14 protein-coding genes are annotated in these 24,960 nt (G+C 69.0%); all 14 read right to left on the bottom strand.

Annotation, left to right across the window (positions count from 1 at the left end):
- Positions 1–393: 393 nt before the first annotated feature.
- Positions 394–2,598, bottom strand: coding sequence for a type II secretion system secretin GspD (gene gspD / locus O0J73_RS12320; RefSeq protein WP_197564417.1), 2,205 nt, complete (start codon positions 2,596–2,598; stop codon positions 394–396).
- A 9-nt stretch (positions 2,599–2,607) separates the two neighbouring features.
- Positions 2,608–3,393 carry a hypothetical protein gene (locus O0J73_RS12315; RefSeq protein ID WP_308308810.1) on the bottom strand — a complete coding sequence of 262 codons (786 nt, stop codon included), beginning with the start codon at positions 3,391–3,393 and terminating at the stop codon, positions 2,608–2,610.
- Positions 3,383–4,093, bottom strand: coding sequence for a type II secretion system protein GspM (gene gspM, locus O0J73_RS12310; RefSeq protein ID WP_239684223.1), 711 nt, complete (start codon positions 4,091–4,093; stop codon positions 3,383–3,385). Before gspM ends, O0J73_RS12315 begins: the two co-directional genes overlap by 11 nt.
- Positions 4,074–5,219, bottom strand: coding sequence for a PilN domain-containing protein (locus O0J73_RS12305; RefSeq protein WP_308308809.1), 1,146 nt, complete (start codon positions 5,217–5,219; stop codon positions 4,074–4,076). Before O0J73_RS12305 ends, gspM begins: the two co-directional genes overlap by 20 nt.
- Positions 5,216–6,079 carry a general secretion pathway protein GspK gene (locus tag O0J73_RS12300; RefSeq protein ID WP_308308808.1) on the bottom strand — a complete coding sequence of 288 codons (864 nt, stop codon included), beginning with the start codon at positions 6,077–6,079 and terminating at the stop codon, positions 5,216–5,218. The genes O0J73_RS12305 and O0J73_RS12300 overlap by 4 nt, the downstream gene beginning before the upstream one ends.
- A complete protein-coding gene (locus O0J73_RS12295) occupies positions 6,076–6,708 on the bottom strand; it encodes a type II secretion system protein J (protein ID WP_049456875.1) in 633 nt (210 codons plus the stop codon). Before O0J73_RS12295 ends, O0J73_RS12300 begins: the two co-directional genes overlap by 4 nt.
- Entirely contained in the window at positions 6,705–7,124 is a 420-nt protein-coding gene (locus O0J73_RS12290) for a prepilin-type N-terminal cleavage/methylation domain-containing protein (RefSeq protein WP_049456876.1), read from the bottom strand. The genes O0J73_RS12295 and O0J73_RS12290 overlap by 4 nt, the downstream gene beginning before the upstream one ends.
- Entirely contained in the window at positions 7,121–7,615 is a 495-nt protein-coding gene (locus O0J73_RS12285; protein WP_049456877.1) for a GspH/FimT family pseudopilin, read from the bottom strand. The genes O0J73_RS12290 and O0J73_RS12285 overlap by 4 nt, the downstream gene beginning before the upstream one ends.
- A gap of 6 nt (positions 7,616–7,621) precedes the next feature.
- Positions 7,622–8,065, bottom strand: coding sequence for a type II secretion system major pseudopilin GspG (gspG, locus tag O0J73_RS12280; protein ID WP_004154150.1), 444 nt, complete (start codon positions 8,063–8,065; stop codon positions 7,622–7,624).
- 49 nt (positions 8,066–8,114) lie between these two features.
- Complete coding sequence (locus O0J73_RS12275; protein WP_049456878.1) at positions 8,115–9,335, bottom strand: type II secretion system F family protein; 1,221 nt, start codon at positions 9,333–9,335, stop codon at positions 8,115–8,117.
- 24 nt (positions 9,336–9,359) lie between these two features.
- Entirely contained in the window at positions 9,360–11,081 is a 1,722-nt protein-coding gene (gspE, locus tag O0J73_RS12270; RefSeq protein ID WP_197564411.1) for a type II secretion system ATPase GspE, read from the bottom strand.
- Between the two features lie 136 nt (positions 11,082–11,217).
- Positions 11,218–13,071, bottom strand: coding sequence for a S8 family peptidase (locus tag O0J73_RS12265; RefSeq protein WP_308308811.1), 1,854 nt, complete (start codon positions 13,069–13,071; stop codon positions 11,218–11,220).
- A gap of 158 nt (positions 13,072–13,229) precedes the next feature.
- On the bottom strand, positions 13,230–20,411 hold the full coding sequence (locus O0J73_RS12260) for an ESPR-type extended signal peptide-containing protein (protein ID WP_308308807.1): 7,182 nt from the start codon (positions 20,409–20,411) through the stop codon (positions 13,230–13,232).
- 441 nt (positions 20,412–20,852) lie between these two features.
- Entirely contained in the window at positions 20,853–24,737 is a 3,885-nt protein-coding gene (purL, locus tag O0J73_RS12255) for a phosphoribosylformylglycinamidine synthase (RefSeq protein WP_308308806.1), read from the bottom strand.
- Positions 24,738–24,960 lie beyond the last annotated feature (223 nt).

The raw sequence follows: 24,960 nt of genomic DNA, 5'->3' as shown, positions 1-24,960 counted from the left end.
CCCCCGCAACCGGACCCACCCCGCCTTCGACAGATTTCTGCTACCTGTCGGGCCTTGCTTTCTGTAGAGCCGAGCCATGCTCGGCTCAGATCTCACAGAGATCAAAATATTCGATTTCGATGGAAAGTCATCCACACATGGCGTGGATCTACGTGTCGACCAAGGTCGACACCTACCACAGCCGCAGGAAATTGTCAGAGGCGGGGCGGTGTGGGTTGGCAGGACCGTTGGCGCCATGGATGGCGCCATCGAGCCCCCATGGACGGGTTTACGGCGTGTCCTGCCAATCCACACCGCCCCGCCATCCCGCAGAAACCCGCTGCTGCTGTTGCTGTTGCTGTTGCTGTTGCCTTGGCCTCTGCGGGTGCCGGGCGCCGCCCGGCCGTAAACCCCTTACTTCTTTGCGCGCGGCTGGTTCAGCGGCTCCATCGCCCGGAAGCGCTGGCTGTACTCGTCGGTCAGGTTGCGCGATTCCTGGGCATTGCGGACGATGGTCGGGGTCAGCAGCACGATCACTTCCGAACGACGGCTGGTGCGGGTCTTCTGCCCGAACAACGCACCGACCACCGGAATCTTGCTCAGGCCCGGGATGCCGCTGCTGCCATCGGTGGCCGAATCGGTGATCAGGCCGGCCAGCATGATGGTGTCGCCGCTCTGTACCGCCGCTTCGGTGGACAGCTTCTTGGTCGAGATGCGCGGGTTGCAGTTGCGCTCGGTCGGGTTGCAGGTCTCCGGCACGTCCGAGGCACTGCTCACTTCCTGGACGATGTCCAGGAACACCGTGCCATCGCGGGTCACCCGCGGGCGCACCTTGAGGATCACGCCGGTGTCGATGTACTGCACCGAACTGTAGCTGCTGGTGCCCACGCCGGTGTTCACCGTGGTGGTGTTGATCGGCACCTTGTCGCCGACGTTGAGCGTGGCCTCGGCGTTGTTGCGCACGAACACCGAAGGCGTCTGCAGCAGGCGCACGTCGGTGACCTTGTCCAGCGCACTCACCACCGCCGCACCGTTGTGGCCGGTAAACGCCCAGCCGAGACCATCGGCGCCGGTCACCGCGCCCGCGAAGCTGCTCCAGGAACCGCCGGCTGCGGCCGGCAGGGTCACGCCGCCCAAAGCACCGGTCAGCTTCTGCCCGAGCACCGCATTGTCGAAGAACCAGTTGACGCCGTACTTCAGGTCGCCGGTCAGCGCGACCTCGGCCACCTGCGCTTCGATGTGCACCTGCAGCGGCATCACGTCCAGCTTCTCGATCACCTCGCGGATCGAGCGCCACGCCTGCGGGGTCGAGCGCACCAGCAGGGTGTTGGTTTCCTCCACCGCCGACACGCCCACGCGGTCGCCTTCCACTTCCAGGCTGAGGCTGACATTGCCGGACTGGCGCTGCGGCAGGTTCATGCTGCCGTTGTTGCTGCCCCCGGTGCTGCTGCCGGAAGTCGAGCCGAAGTTGCTGCTGCCGTTGCTGCTGTCCATGCCACGGTCGCCGTCGCTGCCCAGCTGCGACGGAATCGCGCCGGGCGCCAACGATGCCGGGCTGGAGCCGCCGCGGTTGCCGCTGCTGGCGAAGGCTTCACCGAGACGTTCGGCCAGGTCGCGCGCCTTGATGTAGCGCAGTTCGTAGGAGAACAGGCGGGCGCTGCCACCGGCGGTGTCGATGCGGTCCAGCCACTGCTGGATCTGGTCCAGGTAGCGCACCTGCGGGGTGATCACCAGCACGGCATTGGCATTCTCCAGCGGCAGGAAGCGGAACATGCCCGCACTGGGGGTCTTGCTCTCCTCGCCGAACACCTTTTCCAGGTCGGCGGCGACCTGCTCGGCCTTGCCCGACTGGATCGGGAACACGCCCACCGACATGCCCGACAGCCAGTCGACGTCGAAGATCTCGACCGTGCGCATGTAGTTTTCCAGCTCGGCGCGGGTACCGCCGAGCGTGATCACGTTGCGGCCGCTGTCGACGTTGACGATGGCGTTGGGCCGCGCATACGGCTCCAGCACCTTCTTCATCTCGCTGGCGGAGATGAACTGCAGCGGGATCACCCTTACTTCGAAGCCGCGCGCGCTGGCCGCCGGCGCGGTGCTGGGCGCAACGGTTCCGGCCAGCGCCTGGTCGGCGGCAACGATGTTGTAGCGGCCGCCGCTGTACACCATGCGCGCGTTGTTCCAGCCCAGCACCATTTCCAGCAGGTTCAACGCCTGTGCCGGCGACACCGGCTTGGGCGTGGCCAGGGTGACCGTGCCCTGCACCCCCGGTGCGATCACGTAGTTCTGGCCCAGCATGTCGCCCAGGATGGCCTTGACCACCGCATGCACCGACTCGCCTTCGAAATTGAAGGTCGCCTCGCCGGTACTGGCCCCGTGCAGTGCCGGTGCCGCTGCGCGGGCCGCTTCGCGGTTGATCATGGTGCCGGTGCCGCGACGGATCACCGCCTGTGGCGTCCCCTGGGCATCACGGGCAGCATCGGCGGCGACCTCTGCGGCCTGTCCGGCCTCGGTGGTGGATGTCAGGTTGCCCTTGCGCTGCACATGCGGCGCGGACACGGTGCTGCAGCCGACCAGCAGCGCGAGGGCAAAGGACCAGGGAAGAAAACGCAGGCTCATGCATTCACTCTATCGGTTGGTGCCATCGCCTGGGGGCGGCGACGGTTGTTGCTGCTGTTGTTGCTGCAGCTGGCGGCGACGGGCCTGGATGCGTTCGCGGATGGCCTGCATCTGCGCTTCGCTGGGGCCGTTGTTGTTGGCAGGCGGTGTAGCGGCCGCTGGCGGCACGCTGCCGGCCGGCTGCGGCTGTGGCTGCGCACTTGCCGCAGCCGGGGGCGGCGCGGGCGGGGCACCGGCCGGCGGCGGTGCCACGATCGCCCCGGCCGGTGGCGCACCGTTGGCGCCACGCAGTACGGTTGGTGGTTCACCGCCCTGGCCATTGAACACGGCCAGCTCCAGCACCTGGCTGCCACCGGGGCCGATCACCGTGGCCCGGCGCGGTTCCAGCGCCACCAGCTGCCAGCCATCCACCGCGTCGCCGTTGAGGCGCAGCCGCACCGAGCGGTTCTGTTCGGTGGTGAAGGTGGCCATGCTGAAATTGCCGGTCATCAGCACGCCGGTCAGGCGCAGGGCCGCGCTGGCGGCTGGTTCGCTGCCACCGAGCAGGTAGGGCCGCGGCCTGCGGTCTTCGGCGAACAGCGGGCGTTCGCTGATCGCGCTGTAGCTGTCTGCGCTAGCCATGCGCTCGGCGGCCAGGGCCGGCAACGCCGGCAACGACGGCCCTGCATCCGCATCGCCATCGGCTGCGGGCAACTGGCTGCCAAGGCCGAAGCCGGTGGCCAGCCAGACCGCCGCCGCCCAACCCGCCAACGCCAGCAGGAAGCCGGTGCGCAGGCTGATCTGCTCAAGTTTCATCGGCCACCTCCTGCCCCTCGGCCGGCGCCGTGGCGGGCGCCGCGGCCGCGGGCGACGGCTGTGGTTGCGGCTGCGCGGCTGGTTCAGCCGCCGGGGCCGGCGTGGCCACATCGGTCGCCGCGCCCGGCAGCAGGTAACCGGCCAGTTCGAACGACACGTCCAGGCCCAGGCCGGATTCGTTCGGTGACTGCTGGAAGCGTTGCGCGATCAGGTTGAGGTTGTCGACGAACAGGCGCGGGCTGCCGGTCTCCAGGCTGTGCAGCACCGTGGCCAGTTCGGCGACGCCACAGCGCAGGCGCACCTGCATGGCGACGCGCACGAACTCGGCATCGCGCCGGTTGTCGGTCAGCGGCGTACGGTTGCTGATGGTGCAGCTGCGGTTGCCGGGGCTGGCCATGGCCACCGCATCCTGCAGCTTCGCGCCCAGCGCGGCTGCGGCAGCTTCGGCGGTGGCTTCGCGCAGGAAACCAGGGCGCTGCTGCAACGCTTCGCGGGTCGCGCGCAGGCGCTGTTCGATCTGCGGCTGCTGCTGCAGCTGCGCCTGCACGCGCGCCTCGCGCTCGCGCAGCGCCGCGACATCAGCATCGATCTCGCGCAGGGGCTGGGTGAACCACGGGTGCACCAGAAGCAGGTAGGCCAGGCCCAGCACTGCCAGCAGCAGTGCCAGTGCCAGCCAGCGGTCACGGCGTGCGCTTGGCATCGGCATCGGCCGCCTCCCGGGTCGGGGCCGCCGCCGGCAACGGCTGCAGCTCTGCGGTCATGGTGAAACGATCACGGCCACTGGCAGCACCGTCGGCCTGCAGTACACCGGTCAGATTGACCTTGCGCCACTGCGGGGCGTCCTGCAGCAGCTGCACCAGCTGCGAGGCCTCGCGGCTGAGCCCGATCAGCTGCAGGTTGTTGTTCTCGATGGCGAGCTTTTCCAGATAGGTGCCCTCCGGCAGGCGCCGGGTCAACTCGGTCCAGATGTCCACCGTGCCTGCGCGCTGGCTGCGCTGCTTTTCCAGGAACGCGGCACCGTCGATCAGCGCCTGCAGCTGCGCGCGTTCACTGGCGACGCCGCGTGCGCTGCGCGCGCTGCGTTCCACCTCTGCACGCAGTTCGTCGGCCGCTGCGCGTCGGTTGTCCAGCAGTTGCAGGCCGGCAAGCACCAGCATCACCACGGCAGCCACGCCCAGCAGCAGGTTCCAGCGCCGCATCGGATCGGCCTGCAGCTGGCGCTGCGCGGGTGGCAGCAGGTTCACCTGCAGCGTGTTGCCCTGCACGTCGATGGCATCGACACCGGCCAACGCATCGGCCCAGGGGCCCACGCTGCCGCGCCAGGCGTCCAGCTGGCGCAGCGGCCAGGCCACCAGTTCGACCTGCAGCTGGCTCTCGCCGGCCGCTCCGAGCTCGCGCACGTCATAGCTGACCTGGCTGGATTCGAACGGCGTCTGGCGGTCGATCTCGAAGCCGACCACCGCACGCAGGCGGTCGGCGGCGGCGGCCGGCAACCGCAGATGGCGACGCAGCACCTCGCTGGCCGGCAGCAGCCACACGCGCGGCAGGCTGCGCAGGCGCGCTTCCAGGACCCGGTCCAGCTCGGCCGGCGACAATGGCCACGGCAGCCGCGCCACGGACTCACGGCGCTCGCCGGCCTCACGCCAGACCTGCAGCTGGTCGCCCTCACGCTGCAGCAGCAGGCGTGCCTGCGCCCAACCCAGCGCCCACTGCCAACGGACCGGCACCCAGGCCAGCAACGACTGCCGCCACCAGCGCAGGAAACGGCCGGCGCCAGGACCGATCCGGCCCTGCACCTGTCGCAGACTGTCCTGCCACGCCGTCATTTTGCTGTCATTCCCTGCTCCCAGCGAAGCACTGTGTAGGTCCGCCCGGGAACCCCGCCCGAGCCATTGCGTACCACTGCCTGCAGCACTGACCGGCGTCCACTGCCGTCGGTGACACGGGACTCGATACTATAGGTGCCACTGCTGCTGGCAAGCGTTGACGCACCCGCAGCGGAATCGGCGTCACGCTCCTGCTGGGCGCGCTGGGCCAGCAAAGTGTCCGCATCCAGGCCCAATGCTGTCAGCACCGGTGCGCTGGCAAACTGCGGATCCGGACGCGACTGGCGGCTGTACAGGGTCAGGTGCGGAAGCATGGCCCGGTACAGCGGACCGCGCATGCCCAGCACCCGCTGCAGCTCGCCAAGTGTCTCGAAACGCTTGTTGCGCGGGCCGTACGGCAGCCCCGCCGCGGCGTAGTCGGGCGCCTCGGCGCCGCCGCCGGGCTGCAGCAGGCTGTCTTCGTCACGCCAGTCGACGATGGCGCCGGCCAGCTGCCGGGCACTGCCGTCTTCCTCGCCCAGCGCCTTCAGGAACGCCTCCAGCAGTGCCACGTCCGCCAGGTTCAGATTGATCTTGCCGTTCTCGTCGAGCACCGTGATCTCGATGTTGGCGTCATCGAACTGCCAGCGATAGGTGCGGCCGTCGGCGCGCCAGGGTGCCCGTTGCGGGTCGGCGGACAGGCGCATCAGCGCATATTCCATGCCCGCGCGCGCGCGTTCCTGGCCCCGAGCGTCGCCATCGAGTACCTGCTGCTGCAGGTGCTCGACACGCGCGCTCAGCGCGAACGCTCCCACCAGCGCCGTCATCAGCGCGATCAGCCACAGCACCAGCACCAGCGCCGCGCCCCGCACCCGGTTCATCGCGCACCTCCGCTGCCACCGGCACGCGGCGCCACCACCAGCGCCGGCCAGGGCGTGCCCTTGGCCGGCACGATCTGGATCTCCACCAGCATCGGCAGGCGCCGCGTGTCGTCCCAGCGTGGCATCCAGTCGGTCACCTGGCCGGTGCTGGCATCGATGCCGCGGTAGCGCAGCTGCACCGACTTCAGGTTGTCCACCAGCACCTCCGGCGGACGCGGCGGGTTTTCAGCGATGTGCTCGCCCTCCTGCAGCAGCACCAGGTCCAGCAGCAGGCGCTGCTGGCCGCTGCGGCCTTCCACCTGCAACGCGTGCAGGTAGGCACCGCCGCGGCCGAGGTAGCCCGGCAGATCAGCGGCGAACAGCATGCGCTGCTCTTCGCCCTGGAAGAAGATCGGCTCGCGGGTAGGGTCCGGCGCTTCCAGCGGCGTACGCAGCGCCGCGGACAGCTGCCGCCGCAACAGCGCTTCCACCGCACGCATGCGCTCGCTCTCGGCGGCGATCTGCTCGCCGCGCTGGCTGACCGCCATCGCCGAGCGCACGCTGGCAAACGCCAGCGCCAGGCCCCCGGCCAGCAGTACCGTAGCCAGCATTACTTCCACCAGGGTGAAGCCTGCGGCGCCGCGCTTCACCGCGCGTTCTCCAGGTCCGGCGGCAACAGGCGCAGGCTGCGCCAGCGAAGCTGCTCGCGTTCGCTGTCGCCCCAACGCACCTGCAGCTGCAGTTCGGCCAGCCACGGCATTCCCGGCGCCTGCGTTTGCGCCTGGTTGCCGGCTCGCGGCTCCACCCACGGCTGCACCTGCAGTTCCCAGTGGTAGCGCCCCTGTTCCCAGTCACCCTGCTGGCTGCCGACCTGCAACGGCGAGGCCACGCCGGCTTCGGCCAGCAGCGACTGCGCATGCAGCACCGCACGCGTACGCACCTCGGCATCGCGCACCTGTTTCGCACCACCGGAGAGACTTCCCAGCAGCAGGGTCAGCGCCAACCCGAGCAGGGCGAAGGCGATGATCACTTCCAGCAAGGTGAAGCCACGTGCGCTGCGCTTCATTGTTCCCGCCAGGGGCCGGAACGGACTTCGCCGGTCAACCAGCCGACATCGATGCGCCATTCGGCGCCGTCGCGCTGCAGGCGGATGCGGCCGCCGCTGGAACCGCCATCCGGATGGAACTCGATCACGCCCTGCCCCGGCGCCGTGGCCAGCTGCGCGGCGCCTTCGAACTGCACCTGCAGCTGTGGCGGCACTTCACCCACGCGCTGGTTGGCGCCTTCCCAGCGACGTCGCGCCGGTTCGATGACGAAGCGCTGCGGCTCGCCGCGGGCGATCGCCTGCGCGCGCACCATGCGCAGCTGGTTGGCGATGTCCTTGCCGGCGCTGCGCAGCTGCATGCCTGAAAAACCCCGCGACAGCCCGGCGGCGGTGATCAGCCCGATGGCCGCGATCAGCGCGATCACCAGCAGCATTTCCAGCAGCGACAGTCCCGCAGCGCGCCTGCCGTGCAGGCGCGGGCGTGGCAGCCGGCGCGGCAGGAAATACGTCATGCAGGATCAGGGCTGGTAGCGGATGTCAGCGTCGACGCTGCTGCCGCCGGCCTTGCCGTCCTTGCCCAGGCTGACCAGTTCGTAGGGCTGGCCTTCGCCCGGCGCGCGGTATTCCAGCGCGTGGCCCCACGGGTCGTTCAGGTCGGCCGGCTTGGCATACGGCCCCAGCCAGCCGCCGACGCCGGCCGGTGCGGTCACCAGGTCGTTGAGCGAGCCCGGCAGCTTGCCGGTGTCGATCTGGTAATTGTCGATCTTGGACGCGACGGTCTGCACCTGGGCCTTGGCGATGTTGGCCTTGCCGCGATCGGCGCCGCCGAGCACGCGGCTGGCGACCAGGGTCAGCACCGCGCCGATCAGCACGATGACGATGATGATTTCCAGCAGGCTCATGCCCGACTGGTTGCGCGCGGCGGTGAAGGAAAGGCGGATCGGTCGACGGGAAGCAATCATGGTCGGTCCTTTCGGTTGCGGAGTGTCGGGGTTGCGTAGGGATCCATCGTCAACCGATGGCATTGGTCAGGTCATAAAGCGGCACCAGCACCGCCACGATCACCGCACCGACCACCGAGGCCAGCACCAGGGTGATCGCCGGCACCATCGCCGCCAGCAGGCGGTCGATGCGCCGGGCGCTGTCCTGTTCAAACGTATCGGCGGCCTTCAGCAGCATGGTATCGAGCGCACCGGATTCCTCGCCGACCTGGATCATCTGCAGGGCCAGGCGCGGGAAGCGCTTGCCGCGTGACAGCGCCAGCGACAGGCCGGTACCGTTCTTCACTTCATCGGCAGCCGCCTCGACATCGGCGGCCAGCGCACGGTTGCCCAGCACGTTGCGGGCAATGCCCAGCGCACCGAGCAGCGGCACGCCATTGCGCAGCAGCGTGCCCAGCGTGCGCGCAAGCCGTGCGGTTTCCAGTTCACCCAGCAGGCGGCCGATGCCACGCCGCTGCAGCAGCCAGCCATCCAAGGCCAAGCGGAAGGCCGGTTGCCGTGCCTTGCGTTCAAAGAACAGCGCCAGCACGGCCGGCACCACCAGCAGCAGTACCCACCAGTCGCGCACGAACAAGCCCAGTTGCAGCACCGCGTTGGTGAACCACGGCAGCGCCACGTCCAGGCTTTCGTACATCTGCGCGAACTGCGGCACCACGTAGCCAAGCAGGAACAGCAGCGCGCCGCCCACCACCACCAGCAGGATCGCAGGATAGACCAGCGCGTTGATCACCTTGCCCTGCAGCGCGCGGCTGCGTTCCAGGTAATCGGCCAGGCGCTGCAGGGTTTCATGCAGGCTGCCGCCGGCTTCGCCGGCACGCACCATGTTCACGTACAGGCGCGAAAACAGGCCGTGCTGGCGTTCCAGCGCGGTGGACAGCGGCGCACCGCCGCGCACCACGTCGCGGATGTCGGTGATGGCGCGACGCGATCGTTCATCCTCGGGCAACCCGAGCAGGATCGACAGCGCGCGGTCCAGCGGCTGGCCGGCACCGAGCAGGGTCGCCAGCTGCTGGGTGAACTGCAGCAGCGCGGCGCCCTGCAGCGGGCGCTGGCGCAGCAGGTTGCGCCAGCTGCTGCCGCCGATCGCGCCACCATCGGCCAACTGCGTTTCCATCGGCAGGTGGCCCTGGTCCTGCAGGCGCGCGACCAGTTCGGCCTCGCTGGCCGCTTCCATCTGCCCGTCGAAGATCTCGCCGTGCGGATTGAGTGCCCTGTAGCGATAGGTCGGCATGTCAGCCCCGGCGTCCTGCGCGCATCAGCTTTCCTCGGTCACGCGCAGCACTTCCTCGATGGTGGTCTGCCCGCTCAGCGCCTTGGACAGGCCATCTTCGTACATGGTGCGCATGCCGGCTTCGCGCGCGATGCGCTCGATCTCGCCCATGCCATCACGGCGCATCACCGCCCGCCGCAGCGCATCGTTCATCACCAGGAATTCCATGATGGTGGTGCGGCCGAGGTAGCCGGTCGGCGCCAGCGCCGAGGGCCTGGGGCGGAACAGGTGGATCGGGCCTTCGGGCTGCAGGCGGCGCAGCTCGAAGCGTTCGATCTCTTCCGGCGAGGCTGCGTAGCGCTCGGCGTGGGTCGGCTCCAGCCGGCGCACCAGGCGCTGGGCCAGGATGCCGTTGATGGTGGAGGTGAGCAGGTAATCTTCCACGCCCATGTCGAGCAGGCGGGTGATGCCGCCGGCCGCATTGTTGGTGTGCAGGGTGGACAGCACCAGGTGGCCGGTCAGCGCCGACTGGATGGCGATGCGCGCGGTTTCCAGGTCGCGCATTTCGCCGATCATGATGATGTCCGGGTCCTGGCGCACGATGCTGCGCAGGGCGTTGGCGAAATCCAGCCCGATCTGCGGCTTGGCCTGGATCTGGTTGATGCCCTCGATCTGGTACTCGACCGGGTCTTCGACGGTGATGATCTTGACGTCGGCGGTGTTGAGCTGGCTGAGCGCGGTGTACAGCGTGGTGGTCTTGCCTGAACCGGTCGGGCCGGTGACCAGCAGGATGCCGTGCGGTTGTTCCAGCACCTTGCGGAACTGCGGCAGGAAGGCGTCGGTAAAGCCGAGCCGATGGAAATCGAATACCACCGTTTCGCGGTCCAGCAGTCGCATCACCACGCTCTCGCCATGCGCGGTGGGTACGGTGCTCACGCGCAGGTCCAGTTCCTTGCCCTGCACGCGCAGCATGATGCGGCCGTCCTGCGGCAGGCGGCGTTCGGCGATGTTGAGCCGGGCCATGATCTTGATGCGGCTGATCACCGCCGCGGTCAGGTTGGCCGGCGGGCTTTCGCCCTCCACCAGCACGCCATCGACGCGGTAACGCACCTTGAGCCGGCTTTCGAAGGGTTCGACGTGGATGTCCGAGGCGCGCAGTTCCACCGCACGCTGGATCACCAGGTTGACCAGGCGGATCACCGGCGCTTCCGAGGCAAGATCGCGCAGGTGCTCGATGTCGTCGACCGCACCGCCCTCGCCGTCGGCGGTTTCCACGATCGCGCCCATCGCACTGCGGCCCTGGCCGAACCAGCGTTCGACCAGATCGTCGATCTCCGCGCGCATGCCCAGCACCGGCGTCACCGGAACCCCCAGCGCCAGCTGCACGGCCTGCTGCGGGTAGGCGTCGTGGGCGTCGGCCAGCCACAGCCGGACGCCCTGTTCATTCAATTCCAGCGGGCATACGTGGAACTGCTTGAGGAAACGCAGCGACAGCGGCAGGCCTTCGGCCAGCGCCTGCGGCGGGGCTTCGGGTACCTGCTTGCCCTCCAGCAGCGGCAGGCCCAGCACCTCGGCGCTGGCCTGCGCCTGATCGCGCTCGGAAACCAGCCCCAACCGCACCAGCAGGCCGAGCAGGCTGCCGCCGGCCTCGGCATGCAGCGGCCGCGCGCGCGCCAGGTCCCCTTCCTTGAGCCGGCCACGCGCCAGCAGCGCATCCAGGATGCGGCCTTCGGCGTCGTCGGTAACGGTTGCGGCGAGCGCGTTCACGTGACTCTCCTGTCAATCGCTCCGACTTTAGCAGTTAAGCCGTGATTTCCGCCGCCCCTCGGCCACCTTTCGTAAAAAGACGAAGCCCGTCACACAGGGTGACGGGCCTCGGCCATTCAACTACGTCGGCAGGTATTTACTGCGTGGCAAGGATGCTCACGCCGTTGTAGGCCGCCTCGCCTACCACCTTGATGTAATAGGTGCCGGCGGTCGGTGCCGTCACCCGCACCGTTTCCGAGGTGCCCGGGCGGGTCGAACGCGCATCGTTGTCGGTGGCACTCGGCTCGCGGCCCTGCGCCAGGTAGACCGAGACGTTGCCGGTACCGCCGTAGGTGATCACGCTGAGCTGCTTGCCAGCCACGGCCTCGAAGCTGTACAGCCTGCTGCTGGCGGCAGCGCCGTTCAGGCCACCCACCGCCGCCTTGTTGGTCAAAGGCGTCGCCACCGGCCCGCAGTTTTCGGTGCACGGTTCTTCCAGTGCCTTGGCCAGCGCAGCCTTGGCGTCAAGGATGCCGGTACCGATCGGGGTCGCTGCCGGAATGGCGACCGGGAACGGACGCGCGGTTTCCTTCAGCAGGGTGCGCATCGCGGCCGGGGTCAGCGGATCCTTGCCCTTGGCGATCAGCGCGCTCTGCACCAGTGCGGCAACGGCTGCCACATGCGGCGACGCCATCGAGGTACCGCCCATCCCCATGTAGCCCGGCGTGCCCGACTCCGGCGTGGTCGCTGCATTGGAACCGGTCTGCCAGATGTAGCCCCCCGGGTTGCCGTCGACACTGCCGCCGCCACCCGGACCGGACAGGTCCACGCGGGTGCCGTAGTTCGAGTAATAGGTGATGCCGCCGGTGATGCGGGTCGCGCCCACGGTCACCACGCCTTCGCAGCTGGCCGGCCGGTACTTGGATGCGTTGTCGGTCTCGTTGCCGGCGGCCACCACCACCGTGGTACCGCGCGAGATGGCGCCGTTGATCGCGTCCTGATAGGTGCTGCCGCAGGCGCCGCTGCCGCCCAGGCTCATGTTGATGATCTCGGCCGGGTTGGTGTTGGCCGGGATGCCCGATACGGTGCCACCGGATGCCCACACCACGGCATCGGCGATGTCGGACAGGTAACCGCCACACTTGCCCAGCACGCGCACCGGCAGCACCTTGGCCTTGTAGGCGACACCGGCCATGCCGACGCCGTTGTTGGTCTGCTCGGCCACGGTGCCGGCGACGTGCGTGCCGTGCCAGGAACTGTCCTCGGCCAGCGAGCCGTTGTAACACTCGTTATCGTTTTCGACCCAGTCGCCATAGTCCTGCGCACCGGGTACGCGATCATTGGTCGGGCGGCGCGAGGTCTCCGCGTCGCTGATGAAGTCGTAGCCTTCCAGCAGGTTGCCGACCAAGTCCGGATGCTGCGGCAGGATGCCGGTGTCGATCACCGCCACCACGATGCCCTCGCCCTGCGAAACGTCCCACGCCGCCGGGGCGTTGATGCCGCCGACCGCGTTGTGCAGGTGCCACTGGTTCTGCTGGTAGAAGGGATCGTTCGGCACCAGTGCCGGCTGCACGTCGCCGGCACGCAGCTCGGTGCGGCGCAGCTTCACGTCCGCTTCGGCGTACTGCACCGACGGATCGGCCTGCAGTTCCTTCAGCACGCGCTGCAGTTCGGCCGGGGCCAGGCGGCCCTGCACGCGGATCAGGTCCGCGCCGGTGGCGAGCCTGCGCACCACCTGCGGGCCGAGCGTGCTGGCGCGGGAGGTGCCGCCGGACAGGCTGGCACGGGTCAGCGCCGACTGCACGGTGGACAACTTGGCCGAGCGGTCGCTGGCGGCGGCAGCCCCGGCCCGGTACTTGACGATGATGCGCTCGGCCCCCGGTTGGGCGGTGCTGGCCTGGCGCACCGGCTCACGGGTCGGCAACCCGGCGGCGTGGACGGCACCGACGGCCGTCATCGACAGCACGGCGGCGGCAAGCACATTGATGCGAAGGTTCTGCTTCTTGATCACGTCGAAATTCCTCTTCTGGGTCATGGATCGAACCAACACTGCGGCCATCATTCCTTGACGACTCCCGGCCGGCCCAGCCGGGATTGCCGTGACCTCCCCCCAGGCCCTCACTGCAGGTGCTGCGCCGGCGTGGGTGGCCGCCGGCGCAATGGAGCGGGCTACCAGCCGAAGCCGGCACCGACGCCGACCGAGCTGTCATCGCTGCTGAAGGCACCGCCGAAGGTGACCGTGGCGCGATCGCTGATCGCACGCTGGTAACCCAGCGACAGTGCCGATTCACCCCCCTGGAAGCCGATGCCGACGCCGACCCGGTTCTGGGTGCGGATACCGGCCGCGCTGGTGGCCATGTTGAGCATCGCGGCACTCATCGCGCCCTGACGGTCGATGCGGCGGTCCATGTGACGCAGGCGCCCATCGATTTCGCCCTTGAACACATCGAAGCTGTCGGCGACGGCCTGGACGCGGCTGTCGGTGTAGCTGTTGGCGGTGGCCATGCCACGGTCGAGCTGGCCCTTGTTGACCGCGTCGGTGGCCGTGGTACCGGCCGCCACGTTGGTGACCTGGCGCTCGTTGCCTTCGCTGCCCACCGACACCGTGTTGGCGCGGTCGGCGACCGAGCCCTGGCCCAGCGCCACCGCGTTCGCTGCGCTGGCATTGGCACCCTGGCCGATGGCGGTGGACGAGGCACCACTGGCAACGGCGCCGTCTCCCATGGCAACCGCATTGAAACCGCTCGCCGGTGTGCCCACCGGAATGCCGGCACCCGCCGCAGCCGCGGTCGGCGTGCCCTGCACGCGCGCGGTGCTGGTCGGTGCTGCGTCCGCCGTCACCCGTGCATCGGCGACACTGGTCTGTGCACCGTCCTCCAGCGGCGCACTCATCGCGCGCAGGCTGGCGGTCCCGGCGCGTGTGCCACCGGCGGTGCGACGGTCGATTTCGCTGACCTTGCGATCCAGCGCGCCCAGTGCATCGCCGACATTGCTGTAGGTGGCGCCCTGGATCACGTAGTTCGGCGCCACGAACACGCCCTGCATGCCGACGCTGGCACCGCCACCGAGGAAGCTGGCGGCATCGCTGAGCGACTGGAACAGCTGGCCACCATTGATGGCCTGGCGGCTGCCGGCGGCGATGCTGCCCGCGCCGACATTGTCCAGGGTGGTGCCCTGGAAGCCGGACAGGGTCAGGCGGTCACGGCTGGCATCGTCGTAGCTGACCGCGCTGGCTGCGGTGGTTTCAACCGTGGCGATGCGCGAATCGAAATCGCCCACGCGGGTCTCCACCGCCCCGACACGCTGGTTGGTGACGTTGAGCTGCGAGCCGGTGACCGCGTCGGTGCTGCCTGCACCGATGCGGCCATCAGCCACGTTGACGATGCGGCGCGTTGCCGGGCCATCGGTGCCATTGCCACCGCCGACCGAGACCACGTTGGCATCAAGTGCACGTGACCCTGCACCCAGCGCCACCGAGTTGGCACCGGATGCACCAGCGCTGTTACCCAGTGCCAGCGCGCCATTGCCGATCGCCATCGCGTTGGCGCCCACGGCGTTGCTGCGTGCGCCACTGGCACTGGCCGCCGAACCGATGGCCGTGGCATCGCTGCCGCTGGCACTGGCGGTACCACTGCCGGTGGCCTTGAGGTAGCGCGCGGTGCCGTCGGCGGTCGCCGCCACTGCATCGAGCTGGCCGCGGTTGACCGCATCGGTACGCTCGGTACCCGCAGCGACCCGGGTGATCTGTCGATCGGTGCTGACACTGCCGACCGACACGGTGTTGGCACGATCGGCCACCGAGCCGGCACCCAGTGCGATGCTGCCGGCCGCCGTGGCGTTGGCACTGACACCCACCGCAGTGGCATTCGCACCGGTGGCCTTGCTGCCGTAGCCGACTGCCGTACCCAGACGACCACTGGCTTCGGCATAGCTGCCCAGTGCCGAGGCGCCATCGGCCGACGCATTGGCGCGGAAGCCGCTGGCCTGCGACTGCGTGCCGCTGGCGGTGGCCTGCGCGCCGCTGGCGGTGCTGTAGGCGCCCTTGGCCTGGGCACCGGCACCGCTGGCACTGGCGCCGAGTTCGCTGGCGCTGGCACCACTGCCCACCGCCACGCTGTCGACGCCACTGGCCTGTGCCGCATTGCCCAGCGCTGCGGCGTTGTTGCCGGTAGCAAGTGAATCGAAGCCGACTGCGGTGGCATTGGCGGCCATCGCGTTGGCACCGCTGCCCAGCGCGGTAGCGCCGTTGCCGATGGCGTTGGCTGCATTGCCGGCGGCCAGGGCGTTGTCACCGTCGACCAGTGCGCCGGCCTCGCCATCGGCGTTGCCACTGGCCTGGAACTGGCGGCTGGTCTTGTCGGCAACCGTGGCCACTGCATCCAGCTGGCCCTTGTTCACCGCGTCGGTAGCTTCTGTGCCGGCGGCAACATGGGTCACCTGGCGTTCGCCACCGGCCTTGCCGACGGCAACGGTGTTGTCGCGGTCCGCCTTGGAGCCCGCACCGAGAGCGACGCTGTTGCTGCCGTTGGCGGTGGCGTTGGCACCCAGTGCGGTGGAACTGCTGCCGGCTGCCCACGAATTCCAGCCGATGGCGGTGGCGTAGTCTTCGGTGGCCCACGCACCTGCGCCGAATGCCGCAGCGCCAGTACCGCTGGCACGCGACGGGATCAGGCCGAAGAAGGTACTTCCACCAATGGCGACGCTCTCCTCGCCACTGGCCTCGCTGGACTGGCCCACGGCCACCGCGCCGGTACCGGCCGCGGCCGCGCCGAAGCCGACCGCCGTAGTGTTGGCACCACTGGCCGCAGATCCGTAGCCCAGCGCAGTACCGAGGCGGCCGCTGGCTTCGGCGTAGCCGCCGACAGCGGTGGTGCCATCGGCGGAGGCAGCGCTGCGGAAGCCACTGGCCAATGCCTGCGTGCCACTGGCATTGGACTCGGTGCCGGTTGCAGTGCTGTACGCACCACTGGCCTGAGCGCGTGCGCCGGTAGCGCTGGCACCCAGCTCGCTGGCGCTGGCGCCACTGCCCAGGGCCAGGCTGTCTTCACCGGTGGCCTGTGCGGTACTGCCCAGCGCCGCTGCGTTGTTGCCGGTGGCCAGCGCATCGATACCGACTGCCGTGGCATTGGCAGCCAGCGCATTGGCACCGCTGCCGAGTGCGGTGGCACCGTTGCCGATGGCATTGGCCGCATCACCGGCCGCCAGTGCGTTGTCGCCCTCGACCAGTGCGCCGGTTTCGCCATCGGCATTGCCGCTGGCCTGGAACTGCCTGCTGGTTTTTTCCGCAGCAGCGGCAACCGCATCGAGCTGGTTCTTGTTGACCGCGTCGTTGCCCTGCGTACCGTCGGCTACGTTGGTGATCTGGCGGGTGTTGCCGCCCCCGCCCACCGAAACGGTGTTGTCACGGTCTGCAATCGAGTCCGCACCCAGCGCCACGCTGTTGGCGCCGCGCGATTCGGCGGCGTTGCCCAGCGCGGTGCTGTTGATGCCACCCGACCAGGCGCCACCACCCACCGCGGTGGAGTAGTTGCCCGAGGCCTCGGTGGCCAGCACACCGAACAACGAGCCACCGACGGCGACGCTGTTGGTGCCGGTGGCCAGGCTGCCCTGGCCGGTGGCGGTGCTGTAAGCGCCGGACGCTTCCGAATCGCCACCCACTGCCACGCTGTTGGAACCGGAGGCATTGGCGAAGTTGCCGAACGCGGTGGCATTGAAGGCCGAAGCCTGCGCGTAGCCACCGATGGCGGTGCTGTAGCCACCGGTGGCCTCGGCGCCGATGCCGAATGCCGCCGATGCGGTACCGCTGGCCACGCTTTCGCTGCCCACGGCGGTCGCCGCATCGCCACTGGCATTGCTGAAGTAGCCCACGGCCACGGCTTCTTCACCGGACGCTTCGGACAGCACGCCGGTAGCCGTGCTGCCGGCGCCGCTGGCGATGCTGGCGGCACCGAAGGCGGCGCTCTGCTCGCCGCTGGCCTCGCTTTCCGCACCTTGCGCGGTGGCGTACTCGCCGGTGGCCTGTGCGTTGGCACCCACCGCGCTGGCGTTGGCCGCGGTCGCCAGTGCATTGAAGCCAATCGCCTGCGCATTGTTGGCCAGCGCATTGGCGCCGCTGCCCAGCGCGGTGGCGCCATTGCCGATGGCGTTGGCCGCGTCGCCCGCCGCCAGCGCGTTGTCCCCCTCCACCAGCGCACCGGCCACATCGTCGCCGTTGCCGCTGGCCTGGAAGAAGCGGCTGGTGGTGCTGGCGGTGCTCGCCACCGCATCCAGCTGCGCCTTGTTCACTGCATCGGTGGCCTGCGTGCCAGCAGCCACGTTGGTGACCTGGCGTTCGTTGCCGGCGCTGCCGACCGACACCGTGCGTGCACGGTTGGCTACAGAACCGGCGCCCAGCGCGACGGCATTGCTGGCGCTGGCATTGCTGCCGGCGCCGAGCGCGATCGCACTCTCACCGCCGGCCACCGTGTTGGTGCCGATGGCGATGCTGTTGAGGCTGTTGCCCAGCGCCTGGAAGCCCAGCGCTACGCTGTTGTCACCATAGCCGAAGGCGCCGCGACCTACCGCAGTGGAACTGGCGCCGTTGGCCCAGCTGTTGTAACCGATGGAGGTTGCACCGCTGCCGCTGGCCCAGGCTGCGTTGCCGAAGGCCGATGCATTGGTGGCGGTGGCCCATGCCCCTGAACCGAAGGCGCTGGCGCCGCTGGCCGTGGCCCAGCTGTAGCCGCCGACAGCGGTGCTGTCGTCGCTACTGGCAAACGCACTGTCGCCCACCGCCACCGCATAGGCGCCGGTCGCGCGCGACTTGCCGCCCGCGGCGAAACTGTTGTCACCACTGGCCCTGGCGGCGTTGCCGAACGCACTGCTGGCGGCTCCGGTGGCCTGTGCACCGCTGCCGACCGCCGTGCCGTCGGCAACGGCGGTGGTACCCACCTGCTGCGCCGTGCCGTCGGCACCGATGATCGGCTGGTTGTACTCGTCGTAGGCCTGGCCGAGGCCACCGATCGCCACGCCGCCCTTGCCGGTGGCGTTGCTGTTGCGGCCGACCGCCACACTGTCATCACCGATCGCCGAGGCTGCAGCGCCCTGTGCAACCGCGCCGGCACCGATCGCATTGCTCGACGAACCGGCCGCAACCGCGCCTTCACCTTCGGCCAGTGCGCCGGCATCGCTGCCCGCTTCCGGCTGCGCCTGGAAGAAGCGCGCCGTGCTGTCGGCGGTGCTGGCCACGGCGTCCAGCTGCGCCTTGTTCACCGCATCGGTGGCTTCGCTGCCGGCAGCAACGCTGGTGATCTGCCGTTCGTTGCCGGCACTGCCCACCGCCACGCTGTTGGCGCGCACCGCTTCGGAGTTCGCACCGAGTGCAACACTGTTGGCGCCCCGTGCAGTGGCGTAGTAGCCCACCGCCGTGCTCTGCGCGCCGCTGGCCCAGGTCTGCGCACCAAGCGCGCTGGCATTCTCACCGGGCGCATAGGCGAAGTAGCCCACCGCGGTCGCTTCGGCGCCGGAGGCTTCGGTCAGGCTGCCGTTGGCCACCGCACGATCGCCGCTGGCGATGGCGCCGGCACCGACTGCGGTTGCGGCTTCGCCACTGGCCTGGGTCTGCACGAAGAAGCCCAGGCCGGGAATCAGGTCGGCCGGGCCACCGATGGCCACGCTGCTGGTGCCGGTGGCGTTGCTCTGCGTGCCCAGCGCGGTGGAGTAGTCACCGATGGCATTGGCAACTGCGCCGAACGCGGACGACTGCGCACCGGCGGCATAGGCGCCCACGCCATAGGCCGACGCGGCGAAACCACCGGCATCGGCACTGGCACCCACGGCAGTACCACCGACACCGGCACTGGTGGCGCCGGTTTCCACCGGCACACCGCCACTGGTGATCAGCGGATTGCCATCGGCATCGACCGCTGCACCGCCGACGGCAACGCTGCCCGGGCCATTGGCCTGTGCGTTGTTGCCGAACGCTGCGCTGTTCTGGCCCGAGGCCAGTGCATTGTTGCCGACGGCGGTGGCGTTCTGCGCGACGGCCGTGGCTCCGGCACCCACGGCGGTGGCGCCCTTGCCGATCGCGTTGGCCGCTTCGCCTGCGGCCAGCGCCTCGTCACCCTCGGCAAGCGCACCGGCATCGCTGTTGCTGCTGCCGTTGGCCTGGAAGCGCTTGGCGGTGGCATCGGCCACGGCGGCCACGTCCTTCAGCTGGCCCACGTTGACGGCATCGGTGTCTTCAGTACCGGCAGCCACGCTGGTGATCTGCCGGGTCAGGCCATACGCGGCGGCGCCAACGGACACCGTATCGACACGGTCGGCCAGCGAGCCGGCGCCCAGCGCCACGCTGCCGGTGGCCACCGCCGCCGAATTGGAGCCCAGCGCGGTGCTGTATTCACCGACGGCGGTGCTGAACGCGCCGACTGCAATCGATGCTTCGTTGGCGGCCGTCGCGCCACGGCCCAGCGCGGTACTGCCCGGGCCCATCGCCACGGTACCGCCACCGACAGCGGTGGCCCCATCAGCGGTGGCTTCGGACAACGCGCCGAGCGCGGTGGCCGCGCCGTTCTCGCTGGCCGCATAGGCACTGGCACCCACGGCGGTATCGCCCAGGCCGAAGGCCGCAGCGCTCTGCCCGACCACGACGCTGGCATCGCCAATGGCCAATGCGCCCTGGCCGAACGCGCTGGCACCGATGCCGGCGGCGATGGCCTGGGTGCCGATGGCGGTGGTGGCGTTGGCCAGCGACTGCGCACCGGCACCGGCCGCCAATGCGCCCTGCCCGTCGATCTTCGCCGCGTCGCTGTCATCACCTGCGCCGTCGGCCTTGAAATAGCGGCTGCCGTCTGCTGCAACGTCGGCAATCGCGGCCTGCGTGGCCCGTGCCTGCGCATCGAGCTGCGCCTTGTTCACCGCGTCGGTCGCCTGGGCGCCTGCGGCGACATTGGTGATCTGCCGTTCCTTGCCGGCATCACCGACGGACACCGTGTTGGCCCGCGTGGCCTTCGAACCGGCGCCCAGCGCCACGCTGTTGGCCGCACTGGCGTTGCTGTTGCTGCCGATCGCCACGGCGTTGCTGCCCTTGGCCGTGGCCGAGCCTTCGATCAGGCACTTTTCCAGCAGCTTACCGCTGAATGCGACGCAGGTGGCGCTGCCGCCGATCTGCACCGACTGTGCCGCGGCGGTGCCGCTCATGCCCAATCCCAATACCAGGCCCAGCGCCACTGCCAGCAATGCGGGCGTGGCTCGTGTCGCATCGCGGCGCTGGTCGACGACCCCACCGCTGCTGCTGTCGGAGGAGGCCAGTTCCGAAGCCACCACCAACTGACCCAATGCTTTGTTCCAGACCTTGCGATAAATCCGATTCATCGGTACGGCTCCTGATTGGACTGGTTTTGGGCAAAGCAACGCCACCGCTGGGCTTTCCGGCCCAACGTCCCCTGGGGGCGTTTATTCGCGTGATTTACTGCGGGGTATTGCCGAACGGCGCGCAGCGACAGAAAACCGAGCGCGTGCGCCAACCGGTTACTGCGAAATGAATGATTCTGTAACGGGCTTCAAGTGTTAACGGCAACTTTCCAGATCGTCAAGACTTTGACACGGCAAATCCTATTGCCGTGAAGCAGTTCACTATTTCACCTGTTTATAAAGCGATTTTGTTAGATCTGAGTGACGAACCACCGGCGCCCTGTAAACGCATGTAACTGATGGTTGCGGCAGGTATTTCTGCCCTTCCAAAGAAAAACCCGACAGTCGCCTGCCGGGTTTTCCGTACCTCATCGCATTGTGGCGTGCGCGACGGTTGCGCCGTCAGCCGCACCACACCCGCGCGTTGCGGAACATGCGCATCCACGGCGAATCACCCTGCCATTCGGCCGGCGCCCAGCTCAGGTTGAGCGCGCGCGGGGTGCGCTCCGGGTGCGGCATCATGATGGTGACGCGGCCATCGCTGCTGGTCAGGCCGGTGATGCCGTCCGGCGAGCCGTTCGGGTTCAGCGGGTACTGGCTGGCAACGTTGCCGTGGCCATCGATGTAGCGCAGCGAGACACGGGCCGCGGCCTGGTCGACGGCGTTGTCGAACACCGCCTGGCCTTCGCCATGCGCCACCGCCACCTGCAGGCGCGAACCGGCCATGCCGCGCAGCAGGATCGACGGCGACTCCACCACTTCCAGCAGCGCGGTGCGGGCTTCGAACTGCTCGCTGGCATTGCGGCGGAACTGCGGCCAGTGCTCGGCACCGGGGATGATGTTCTTCAGCTGGCTCATCATCTGGCAGCCGTTGCACACGCCCAGCGCGAAGCTGTCTTCGCGGGCGAAGAACGCGGCGAACGCATCACGCAGCGCGCTGCGCTCCAGGATCGAGGTGGCCCAGCCACGGCCGGCACCGAGCACGTCGCCATAGCTGAAGCCGCCGCAGGCGACCACGCCGGTGAAGTCCTGCAGCGCCACGCGGCCTTCGATCAGGTCGCTCATATGCACGTCAAAGGCGCGGAAGCCTGCACGTTCGAAGGCGTTGGCCATTTCAATCTGGCCGTTGACGCCCTGCTCGCGCAGCACCGCCACGCGCGGACGCGCACCGGTACTGATGAACGGCGCGGCGACATCTTCGTTGAGGTCGAAGCTGAGCTTCGGCTTCAGGCCCGGTGCGTTGAAGGCGCGGGCGATTTCACGCTCGGCATCGGCATTGGCCGGGTTGTCGCGGCGCTTCTGCATCGCGTGGGTGACCGACCACCAGGCATCGAACAGCGCATCCCAGCGCCATTCGGCCAGGTTCTCGCCGCCCAGCGACACGCGCACCACCGGCGCGGTGGTCGGCTTGGCAATGCGCTGCGCGCATTCGGTCAGTGCGTGGCGCTCGACCAGATCGGCGAACGCGGCGCGGTCCTCGCGCGCGATCTGCACCACTGCGCCCAGTTCTTCATTGAACAGGCTGCGGAACGGATCATCGCCCCAGGCATCGAGGGTGATGTCCAGGCCCAGGCGCGAGGTGAAGGCCATTTCGCACAGCGCAGCGAAGGCACCACCGTCGCTGCGGTCGTGGTAGGCCAGCAGCAGGCCGGACTGGCGCGCATCGCGGATCAGTTCGAAGAAGCCACGCAGGCGCTGCGGATCGTCCAGGTCCGGGGCGGCACCGGCGAAGGCCGGCAGATCGCCGTGGTCGGCATGCACCTGGGCCAGGATCGAACCGCCCAGGCGCTGCTTGCCGGCGCCGAGGCCGATCAGCCACAGCTCGCTTTCCACGTCGCGGTCGAGCAGCGGGGTCAGCTGCTGGCGCACGTCGGCGACCGGCGCGAACGCCGAGATCACCAGCGACACCGGCGACACGCTCTTGTGTGCTTCGCCCTGGTCGTGCCACTGCGCCTGCATCGACAGCGAGTCCTTGCCGACCGGAATGCTGATATCCAGCTGCGGGCACAGCTCCATGCCCACCGCCTTCACCGCGTCGTACAGCAGCGCGTCTTCGCCCGGGTGACCGGCGGCGGCCATCCAGTTCGCCGACAGCTTGATTTCATCCAGTGCGTCGACCGGCGCCGCACACAGGTTGGTCAGCGCTTCACCCACCGCCATGCGCGCCGAAGCGGCCGCATCAAGCAGGGCCAGCGGGGTGCGCTCACCGATCGACATCGCTTCGCCGGACACGCCATCGAAGTCGGCCAGGGTGATCGCCACGTCGGCCACCGGCAGCTGCCACGGGCCGACCATCTGTTCGCGCGCGGTCAGGCCGCCGACGCTGCGGTCACCGATGGTGACCAGGAAGTTCTTCGAGGCCACCGTGGGGTGCGCAAGCACGCGCAGGCCGGCCTCGTGCAGGTCCAGGCCACCGGTCTTCAGCGCCGGCCAGCGCGGCGCCGGCGGGTGCGCGGTGTCGCGATGCATCTTCGGCGGCTTGCCGAACAGCACGTCCATCGGCAGGTCGATCGGCGCATCGGCCGGGGTGTGACCCGGCACCGCACCGTAGGCCACCACCAGGTGTTCCTCGGCGGTGGCCACGCCGACCGCGGCGAACGGGCAGCGCTCGCGCGCGCACAGCGCGGCGAATTCGGCCAGGCGCTCCTGCGCGACACCAAGCACGTAGCGTTCCTGCGACTCGTTGCACCACAGCTGCATCGGCGACAGCGACGGATCATCGGTGGGCACCTTGCCCAGGTCGATGACACCGCCGACCTTGGAGTCGTGCAGCAGTTCGGGAATGGCATTGGACAGGCCACCGGCACCGACGTCGTGGAAGAACTTGATCGGGTTGTTGGCACCCATCGCCACGCAGCGGTCGATGACCTCCTGGCAGCGGCGTTCCATTTCCGGGTTGTCGCGCTGCACGCTGGCGAAGTCCAGGTCCTCGGCGCTCTCGCCGGAGGCCACCGAACTGGCGGCGCCGCCGCCCAGGCCGATCAGCATCGCCGGGCCACCCAGCACGATGACCGCATCACCGGCCTGCAGCGGGATCTTCTCGACCTGGATGCGATCGATGGCGCCGAGGCCACCGGCCAGCATGATCGGCTTGTCGTAGGCGCGCACCAGGTCAGCACCTTCGGGCAGCTCGAAGCTGCGGAAGTAGCCGAGCAGGTTCGGGCGGCCGAATTCGTTGTTGAACGCGGCGCCACCAAGCGGGCCGTCGGTCATGATTTCCAGTGCAGGTGCCATGCGCGGGTTCAGCGCGCGCGGCGCTTCCCACGGCTGCGGCAGCTCGGGAATGCGCAGGTGCGAGACCGAGAAACCGGACAGGCCGGCCTTCGGCTTGCCGCCGCGGCCGGTCGCACCTTCGTCGCGGATCTCGCCACCGTTACCGGTCGATGCGCCCGGGAACGGCGCGATCGCGGTCGGATGGTTGTGCGTTTCCACCTTGATCTGGAACGCGCTGGGCACCTGCGGCTCGCGGCGGTATTCGCCGCTGGCCGGATCCGGGCGGTAGCGCGAGGCCGGATGGCCTTCGATCACCGCCGCATTGTCGCTGTACGCGCTGAGCGTGTGCTGCGGGGTCTGCTGGTGGGTGTTCTTGATCATCCGGAACAGCGAGCGGTCCTGTTCCTGGCCGTCGATGGTCCAGCTGGCGTTGAAGATCTTGTGGCGGCAGTGCTCGGAATTGGCCTGCGCGAACATCATCAGTTCGACGTCCGACGGCGAGCGGCCCAGCGCGGTGAAGCGTTCGCGCAGGTAGTCGATCTCGTCCTGGGCCATGGCCAGGCCGAGGCGCTGGTTGGCGGCCTCCAGCTGGTCCACCGGCACGCGTTCCAGTTCACCGCGGGCCGGTGCCGAGAACAGCGCCTGGCCTTCTGCCACGGTCTCCAGCACCGACTGCGTCATCGGGTCGTGCAGCGCCTTGACCAGCGCCTGCTGGGCGGCGGCATCGGCCGGCCAGCCCTGCACATCGATACGCAGGCCACGCTCGACCCGGCTGACCGGCTGGCCCGCACCGCGGACCAGTTCGGTGGCCTTGCTCGACCACGGCGACAGCGTGCCCAGGCGCGGCACCACGATGCGGCTGACCGCGCCGTCGGCCACGGCCTCGGCCTGCGGCGCAGCTTCGAGGATGCGGCACAGGGTGGTCAGGTCGGGGGCGGCGCTGCCTTCGGGCTGCACGAAGTAGACGTGCCAGGCACCGCTGATGCGCAGGGAGGGAGCGATGGACTGCAGGCGGGATTCAAGACGTTCGCGGCGGAACGGCGACAGGGCGGGCGCGCCCTCGAGGACCATCATGTCCGGGGAACCGTAGTTGGGAAACGGGCCCGACATTGTACCGGAAGCGGGGGAAGGGCTCTGGCCGGGCGGCGCCCGGCACCCGCCGAGGCCAGGGCAACAGCAACGGCAACAGCGACGGCCAAAGCAAAAGCTGGGTTCCCGTGGGATGGCGGGGTGGTGGGGGCCAGCAGGACACGCCGTAAACCCTTCCATGGGGGCTCGATGGCGCCATCCATGGCGC

The organism is Stenotrophomonas sp. Sm6012, from assembly GCF_030985895.1.
In the GTDB taxonomy this organism is placed as follows: Bacteria; Pseudomonadota; Gammaproteobacteria; order Xanthomonadales; family Xanthomonadaceae; genus Stenotrophomonas; species Stenotrophomonas forensis.
This window is presented reverse-complemented; position numbering and strand designations above follow the sequence as displayed.

What these genes read in the sequence shown, in the direction of transcription:
- gspD (WP_197564417.1), bottom strand. Translation starts at nt 2,598, where the DNA reads ATGAGCCTGCGTTTTCTTCCCTGGTCCTTTGCCCTCGCGCTGCTGGTC.
- O0J73_RS12315 (WP_308308810.1), bottom strand. Translation starts at nt 3,393, where the DNA reads ATGAAACTTGAGCAGATCAGCCTGCGCACCGGCTTCCTGCTGGCGTTG.
- gspM (WP_239684223.1), bottom strand. Translation starts at nt 4,093, where the DNA reads ATGCCAAGCGCACGCCGTGACCGCTGGCTGGCACTGGCACTGCTGCTG.
- O0J73_RS12305 (WP_308308809.1), bottom strand. Translation starts at nt 5,219, where the DNA reads ATGACGGCGTGGCAGGACAGTCTGCGACAGGTGCAGGGCCGGATCGGT.
- O0J73_RS12300 (WP_308308808.1), bottom strand. Translation starts at nt 6,079, where the DNA reads ATGAACCGGGTGCGGGGCGCGGCGCTGGTGCTGGTGCTGTGGCTGATC.
- O0J73_RS12290 (WP_049456876.1), bottom strand. Translation starts at nt 7,124, where the DNA reads ATGAAGCGCAGCGCACGTGGCTTCACCTTGCTGGAAGTGATCATCGCC.
- O0J73_RS12285 (WP_049456877.1), bottom strand. Translation starts at nt 7,615, where the DNA reads ATGACGTATTTCCTGCCGCGCCGGCTGCCACGCCCGCGCCTGCACGGC.
- gspG (WP_004154150.1), bottom strand. Translation starts at nt 8,065, where the DNA reads ATGATTGCTTCCCGTCGACCGATCCGCCTTTCCTTCACCGCCGCGCGC.
- O0J73_RS12275 (WP_049456878.1), bottom strand. Translation starts at nt 9,335, where the DNA reads ATGCCGACCTATCGCTACAGGGCACTCAATCCGCACGGCGAGATCTTC.
- O0J73_RS12260 (WP_308308807.1), bottom strand. Translation starts at nt 20,411, where the DNA reads ATGAATCGGATTTATCGCAAGGTCTGGAACAAAGCATTGGGTCAGTTG.
- purL (WP_308308806.1), bottom strand. Translation starts at nt 24,737, where the DNA reads ATGATGGTCCTCGAGGGCGCGCCCGCCCTGTCGCCGTTCCGCCGCGAA.